The following is a 6581-nucleotide window of genomic DNA, read 5'->3' as shown; positions in this document are numbered from 1 at the left end:
TGGAAACAAGATGGCATCTACACCACAAGATACGAAAAGTTGACGGTGGATCTGATGCACCTTCCAATTTGGTAATGCTTCATATCAACTGTCATAGGAAAGTGCATAGCCAAGGTACAGAAGTTGAGCAACCGGCTCACTAAGGGCTTTCAAGAGCTTGAGCCGTATGAGGGGAAACTCTCACGTACGTATATGGAGTCCTCCCCGTTTGCAAGGTAAGCGCCCTTAAATCGACACACTTGACCTAGCCGTGTTCTGTCACTTTTTTGCGACGGGCGCCAAGTTCACGTTCCAGGGCAGTAGCGTTTCCAGTGCCTCCAGCGTATCAGCGGTGGCGATGCGCTCCAGCACATGATGGATATAGGCGGCAGGTTCCAAGCCATTGGCTTTGGCTGTTTCGATGAGCGAGTAGCAGGTGGCACTGGCGTGCGCTCCACGGGTGGTATCCGCGAACAGCCACGCTCTTCGGCCAATGGCGAACGGCGAACGGGCGGATAGCATTTTCTGCCAGAACGTTACTGATGTGCAGGTCGCCGCGCGCGCAATAGCCGATGAGGTAATCCCACTGGTTTAGCGTATATTCCATCGCCTGACGCGTCAGGCTGCCTTTCATGACGCGGGTGACATTGGCCTCTAGCCAGGCCTTGAAGGCCTCAAGGTGCGGAAGGCTCAGCTCCTGACGGACACGGTAACGTTCCGCTTCGCTGAGGTCCTTGATCTGCCGTTCGATGGCGTAGAGTTTGTTGATATGGCTAAGCCCTACCTCGGCCTTGGCTGGCGTGGCGTTCTTGCCTTTTGCGTTGACCTTGGCCGCCTTAGACGCTTCCACGAACTTGCGACGCGCATGGTCCCAACAGCCAATGCGGGTAATGCCGTTGGCACGGCATACCTGGCCGTAACCGGCGTAGCCATCGGCTTGCAGGATCCCCGCGAAGTCGTCGAGTAGACGAACCGGCACGCTGCCGCCGCGGGACGGGTCGTAGGCAAAGAGCACCGACGGTTGATCCGGCGGGCCGCCTCGGGTGACCCACATCCATTTATCTGACTGAGCGGTCTTGCCGTCTTCCTTGAGCACTTGCAGCCGCGTTTCATCGGCTTGCAGATACGCGCTGCTGTTTTGCACTTCGCGCATCAGCGTGATCAAGGGCGTGAAGACGTCATTCAGGCGGATGATCCAGTTTGCCATCTGCGTGCGGCTGACGGCGTGACCTAACCGCTTGAACATGCCTTCCAATCGGTACAGCGGTAAACCATCGGCGTACTTGGACGTGATCACGTACGCCAGCAGTGACGTTGACGCAGTACACTTGCCTAGCGGATGAACCGGACGCTCAGCAGCGAGGAGATGGTCGTTGCCCTCAAGCGGGAATACCGCTTTTTCCTGCCAGTATTCGAGGACTTTCAGCTGCGCCGGGATGAACTGCAACTCTTCTTTTACCTTGGTGAAGAAGGTCTTGGTCGCCCCGGTTTTTTCTTCTTCGCTGAGCGTGAGCTCAATACGTTCGCGGACCAGGGTGTCGGAGAAGTCACGTTGTCGACGCTGACGTGAGGGACGTGGCGCGCCTTGCTCTTCGACATCGTCCGGTAACTGATCGCGTAGCGCCTCGATTTCAGCTTCCAGCTCTACCTCATCGAACAGATGGGCCTGATCTGCGGACTTTTCACTGCGCGCGGCGAACTGCTGAATGCGCTGCAAGCGCAGCTTCTCTTCGAGCAATTGAATATAGAGATTACGCTGTTGTAATACCGTCTGTTGGGCAGCCACCTGTTGCTGAAGCCCCGCCACAAGAGCCACTACCTCAGCGGCTGAGAGGCCGCTGAGGTCAGGCATTTGGGAGGGGACTTCGGGGTGTTTTCTCATGCGCAAATGATACCAAAATCGGTATGTTAAAGCACTGAAAATCAGGACTTTATGGCCTATCCGACGCTATCGTAATGCAGCGTTTTATGGCCGCGCATCAAGGTAATATCGTAGCCATCCAACAGCCAGTTGATCTGCTCGCCGGTCAGCGCCATGACGTCATCCGAGGGGCCGGGCCATTTGAAGCGCTCCTCGGCCAGCGCCTTGTAATAGAGCACGAAGCCATTGTCTTCCCACATCAGGCACTTGATCTTGTTCCGCTGTCGGTTGGTAAAGGCATACAGCGCCCCGCTAAAGGGATTGTGCCCCAGTTCCTGCTCCACCAGTAACGCCAGGCCGTTAGCTTGCTTGCGAAAATCGACCGGTGCGCGGTACAGGTAGATCTCAGGCATTTCCCACGCTGGGCGTAAATAGCGTGGCCGTTTCACAGCTGCCTCAGGATATCGCCCAGTAACGCCACGTTGCCCGCGTGCAAGCCCGTGACCGTGATGCCGCCGGGCAGTGATACCGCAAGCCCCGTGGAATCTATTTCTTTTGCGGTGACGGTATTGGGATACGCGACGGTGGCAAAACCGGCGACCGGCTCTTTTGTTGACGAAGCGCTGGCCAAGAGCTTTTGACGCCAGTAAGAAAACTGATGGTACGTTAGCGCTTGTTGCTTGCAAAACGCCATGCCGGACAAACCAGAGGTTTGCCATTCGGTTACTTGTTGCTGCCAATATTGCTCACGCTCTTGATGCGTCATGGAGCCACCTCACAAAGATCTGATGGCATCAGTGTGAGGGGATAAAAGCGAGAGCGGTAGATGTCGGTTTAAGGGCGCTTACTTTGCAAGCATGAGGCACGATCGACGGTAGGTACGACTGCACACGTATATCCGGTCTCTATGATGATGCCAAGGGCATCGGACCCTGATGGGCTATCCGCACGCCAGCTCCCAATCGGTTCTACGAGCTGTTAGCTCCCGTACGTGCAGGGGTTTGCTGACGTCGGTTCGACCTGTTCGCCATCTTGCAGCATGCTCAGCAATCGTGATGGTGGGTTATCTTGTTGAAAAATCAGTAATACAGTAGGTGGATATTACGCCGCCTGTGCTGCCAAGTCAGGGTCATAGGCCCTGTCGTGGCGAGTGATGGCCCAGGCGATGCGTGCCGTCTTGTTGGCCAGGGCAATCACCGCCACATTGGCATGCTTGCGCTCGGCCAGCTGCCGGACCCAGTGACTCAGGTTGTCTTCCTTGCCTTCGCAGTAGCGCAGCACGGCGCGCGCGCCGTGGGTCAGCAGGGTCCGTAGGTAGCTGTCGCCTCGCTTGCTGATGCCCAGCAGGCGGTCACGTCCTCCCGTGCTGTGCTGCCGCGGTGTCAGCCCCAGCGAGGCGGCAAAATCACGGCCACACTTGAAGGCCTGGGCATCACCCAGAGCGCCGGCCAACGCACTGGCGGTCAATGTGCCGACGCCCCGCAGGGTCATCAGTCGCTTGGCAACCGGGTCGGTCTGGGCGTGTCGCTCGATGCGCTCGGTCACCGTGGCGATGCGATCATCCAGGTAGCGCAGGTCCTCGGCGAGACCCGACAACAGGACACGGAAACCATCGGTCAGGCCGTTCTCGGCATCTTCCAGCCAGCGAGGCAAGGCCGCGCGCAACTGGCCAATGCCGGTGGGCGCCACCAGCCCGTACTCGCCGATCAGGCCACGGATCTGGTTGGCCTTGGCGGTGCGCTGGTGGACCAGCTCGGCGCGGATACGGTGCATCGCCTGGACATCCTGCTGGGCGACGGTCTTGATGGCGACGAAGCGCATGGTCGGACGCCCCATGGCCTCGCAGATCGCCTCGGCATCGACGCGATCGTTCTTGTTACTCTTGACGTAGGGTTTGACGAACTGTGCGGCGATCAGTTTGACGTGATAGCCGCGTGCCTGCAGCTCACGCGCCCAGTGGTGGGCGGAGGCACACGCCTCCATGCCGATCTCGGCCCCCGTGGGGACGCGCTTGACGATGGCATCAAGCCATTTGTCGCGCTTGTACTTGCCGCGCCACTCAACCTGGTCATGACGATCGACGCCGTGAACATGAAAGACGAATTTGGCAATATCGACACCAACGCGTGAAATGCTCATGGGATGCTCTCCTCAGCCGGTTACCTCACCCTCTCAGTGTGGCGCATTGGCGCCGGGGTAGGGTGGGGAGGACTCCATCCCATTGGTTCTTAGGGGAGGGGGCTGCGGCAACGTTGCCTCCTTACCCGACCTCGCTTATCGCACCGAGGCGTATCAGCAGCACGGCGAGTCGGTGTCGTCTTCCACAGCGGAAAAGCGCCTGGTGGACTTGAAGGCTGAGTTTCCGTGGCTCAAGGACGTATCCAGCGTCATTCTGCAACAAACCCTGCGTGACCAGAAATCCGCCTTCGATAACTTCTTCAACCCCAAACTCCGGGCGCGCTATCCGCGCTTCAAGCGCAAGGGTGGCCGGCAGTCGATCCGCTTGACCAAGGCCGCCTTTCGCTATCGGGAGGGCGAGATCACCCTCGCCAAGTCCAAGGTGCCCCTGCCGATCCGCTGGAGCCGCCCGCTGCCCTGTGAACCCTCCAGCATCACGATTTCGCAAGACCGTGCAGGCCGCTATTTCATCAGTTGCCTGTGTGAGTTTGCCCCTAACGCGCTGCCGATCACACCGAGAATGGTGGGGATTGATCTTGGGCTGACCGACCTGTTCATCACCAGCGACGGCGCGAAATCCGGCAACTCGCACCACTTAAAACGCTACGAAGCCAAGCTGGCCTACCTTCAACGCCGGCTGGCCAAGAAACGCAAAGGCTCGAACAACCGCAACAAGCTGCGCCGGAAGGTGGCGCGGCTCCATGTCAAGATCGCGGACTCCCGCCGCGACGCAATCCATAAAGCCACTCGCACGCTGATCAACGAAAACCAAGTGCTGTGTATCGAGTCGCTGAACATCACCGGCATGGTCAAAAACCGCCATTTAGCCAAGGCCATCAGCGATGCCGGCTGGGGCGAATTTGTCCGCCAGCTTGAGTACAAAGCCGCCTGGGCCGGACGGCAAGTGGTGAAGGTAAACCAGTGGTTCCCCAGCAGCAAGCTGTGTCATGGCTGTGGCCACAAGGTCGACAAGCTGCCGCTATCGCAGCGCCATTGGCACTGTAAAGGCTGTGGCGAACCGATTGACCGCGACATCAACGCTGCAAAGAATATTCGAACTGCCGGACTGGCAGGGTTAGCCTGTGGAGCGACTGGAGCGGGGGCAGCGGCCTAGCCGTTGTCTAGTGAAGGCGTGTTGAAGCAGGAAGGTTCTGGGGCGACCTTAGAACCCTCGCCCAAAGCGCGAAGCGCGGTGGGCGGGGAGTGTCAGCTCGTCTCGGATAACAAACGCTCGATACTGTCAGCGTGAAAAATATCGCGGCTCAGCTGAAGTAGCTGATCGTATTCCAACCTATACACTGCCTCATCAACCCAGAGAGGCAAATCGCCAAATTTTTCATGGAGCTGTACACGTAATGTCCTTCGCATTCCCTTGTTAAAAGACAAAGGACAGTCACCGGGGCTGCCCTTGTTTGTGCGTCAGACGGGTTATTGGAGAAGGTGGGATCAGTGCTTATCTTCGATACGGAGCTTGGCAATCTCGTCAATCGCTAACCCTGTGGCTTCGGCAATCTGCTCATCACTGAGCACACCGAACGCCAGCAGATGACGGACCGTTTCACGCTTTTCTTCTAAAGCTCGAGCCTCTGCTTCCTGCAGAACCTTCTAGCGCTCTTCTCGACGCTCTTTTTGCACCAGATTTTCTAAATTTTCTGCCAACATATCTTTATCCTCCACCAAACTGTTGAGCTGATCCAAATTGACCTCTGCCCCAAGCCGCTGCAGGTGACGCTTAATCCAGCGCGTGATGACCCTATCGATGCGTTCTTTGTTCGGGTCAGCTTGAATGATCGCCACAATCCGATCCACGGCCTGCTGCAGGGCTTCCCAGCTCTCGCCAGCGTTCTCGACGCTGAACACCCCACTTAGCGGTAATGCCAGTCAGTTAACGCTGACTGGCATTTTTCTTGGTGGGGTATTTCTGTGGTCGGCGCCTGACCGATCGAGGATAAGACCGCTCGCGTCGCTCAGGCAGGACGAAGGCAGGTGCCATGTCCAGCATCGATTGAAGCACGCCGGGCACGCGTCCCGGCGAGACCCAAGGTAGAATCGTCAACTCCTTGATGAGCCAGTGGGCAGCCTGATGGAAGCTAAGCTGGTTGGGATGCACGGCGTCCAGGCTATAGGCCATGCGCGCCATCTGGAAACGGAGCAGGTTGTAGGCCAGCAAGGTGCCCCAGAGCTCCTGAAAGACCATCGCCGGCGTGCGGCTGCGCAACGTTAGGCGGTTTCCTAATAACGATTGCTTGATTTCCCGGTAGCCCAGTTCGATTTCCCAGCGATGGCTATAAAGGTCGACAATATCTGCCGCCGGAAAGCGCAGCGGATCGGACATCGAGGTCAGGACCTGAACCTCCTTGCCATTCACCTTGCGGCGTAACAGACGCGCCGTCATTGTCGGCGGCAAGTCCGGCCACTTCTTGCGCGCCTGAGGTGACGTGATCAAGGTCACCAGGCGGTCTTGCCTGCCCAGCGAGCGTTGTTCCTGATAATGCGTTCCCTTCTTCAGGGGAATGAGCCAATGACGTTGCTCGCCTGCGCTCTGCCAGGCATGCAGCAGACC

At 58.0% G+C, this 6581-nt stretch carries 7 protein-coding genes and 1 pseudogene; 2 read left to right on the top strand and 6 right to left on the bottom strand.

Annotated features, from left to right (window positions below; genetic code table 11):
• Positions 1-143: HNH endonuclease (locus DU506_RS22910; RefSeq protein ID WP_147273803.1), on the top strand; the 143-nt coding region annotated here is incomplete at its 5' end.
• Between the two features lie 115 nt (positions 144-258).
• On the opposite strand, the pseudogene tnpC reads toward DU506_RS22910, so the two are convergent.
• The 4 genes and pseudogenes from tnpC to DU506_RS20370 form a co-directional block, all read right to left on the bottom strand.
• Positions 259-1867 (bottom strand): annotated as a pseudogene (tnpC, locus tag DU506_RS20385) (IS66 family transposase).
• Between the two features lie 50 nt (positions 1868-1917).
• The gene (gene tnpB / locus DU506_RS20380; protein ID WP_114488683.1) at positions 1918-2253 is read right to left on the bottom strand and encodes an IS66 family insertion sequence element accessory protein TnpB; all 336 of its coding nucleotides are present in this window, start codon (positions 2251-2253) and stop codon (positions 1918-1920) included.
• Positions 2254-2285: 32 nt separating this feature from the next.
• Positions 2286-2606 (bottom strand): IS66 family insertion sequence element accessory protein TnpA, encoded by a 321-nt coding sequence (gene tnpA, locus DU506_RS20375; RefSeq protein ID WP_114488682.1) that lies wholly within the window; start codon positions 2604-2606, stop codon positions 2286-2288.
• A 335-nt stretch (positions 2607-2941) separates the two neighbouring features.
• Entirely contained in the window at positions 2942-3979 is a 1038-nt protein-coding gene (locus DU506_RS20370; RefSeq protein WP_114488681.1) for an IS110 family RNA-guided transposase, read from the bottom strand.
• Between the two features lie 82 nt (positions 3980-4061).
• On the opposite strand from DU506_RS20370, the gene DU506_RS20365 reads away from it, so the two are divergent.
• Entirely contained in the window at positions 4062-5132 is a 1071-nt protein-coding gene (locus DU506_RS20365) for an RNA-guided endonuclease InsQ/TnpB family protein (RefSeq protein ID WP_147273802.1), read from the top strand.
• A 491-nt stretch (positions 5133-5623) separates the two neighbouring features.
• On the opposite strand, the gene DU506_RS22380 is transcribed toward DU506_RS20365, so the two are convergent.
• Both DU506_RS22380 and DU506_RS20355 read right to left on the bottom strand, forming a co-directional pair.
• Positions 5624-5878, bottom strand: a complete 255-nt coding sequence (locus DU506_RS22380; RefSeq protein WP_235825840.1) for a hypothetical protein — start codon at positions 5876-5878, stop codon at positions 5624-5626.
• 25 nt (positions 5879-5903) lie between these two features.
• A partial coding sequence (locus tag DU506_RS20355) for an IS4 family transposase (protein ID WP_114488679.1) occupies positions 5904-6581 on the bottom strand: 678 nt, incomplete at its 5' end.

The organism is Vreelandella rituensis, assembly GCF_003336665.1.
Lineage (GTDB): Bacteria > Pseudomonadota > Gammaproteobacteria > Pseudomonadales > Halomonadaceae > Vreelandella > Vreelandella rituensis.
This window is presented reverse-complemented; position numbering and strand designations above follow the sequence as displayed.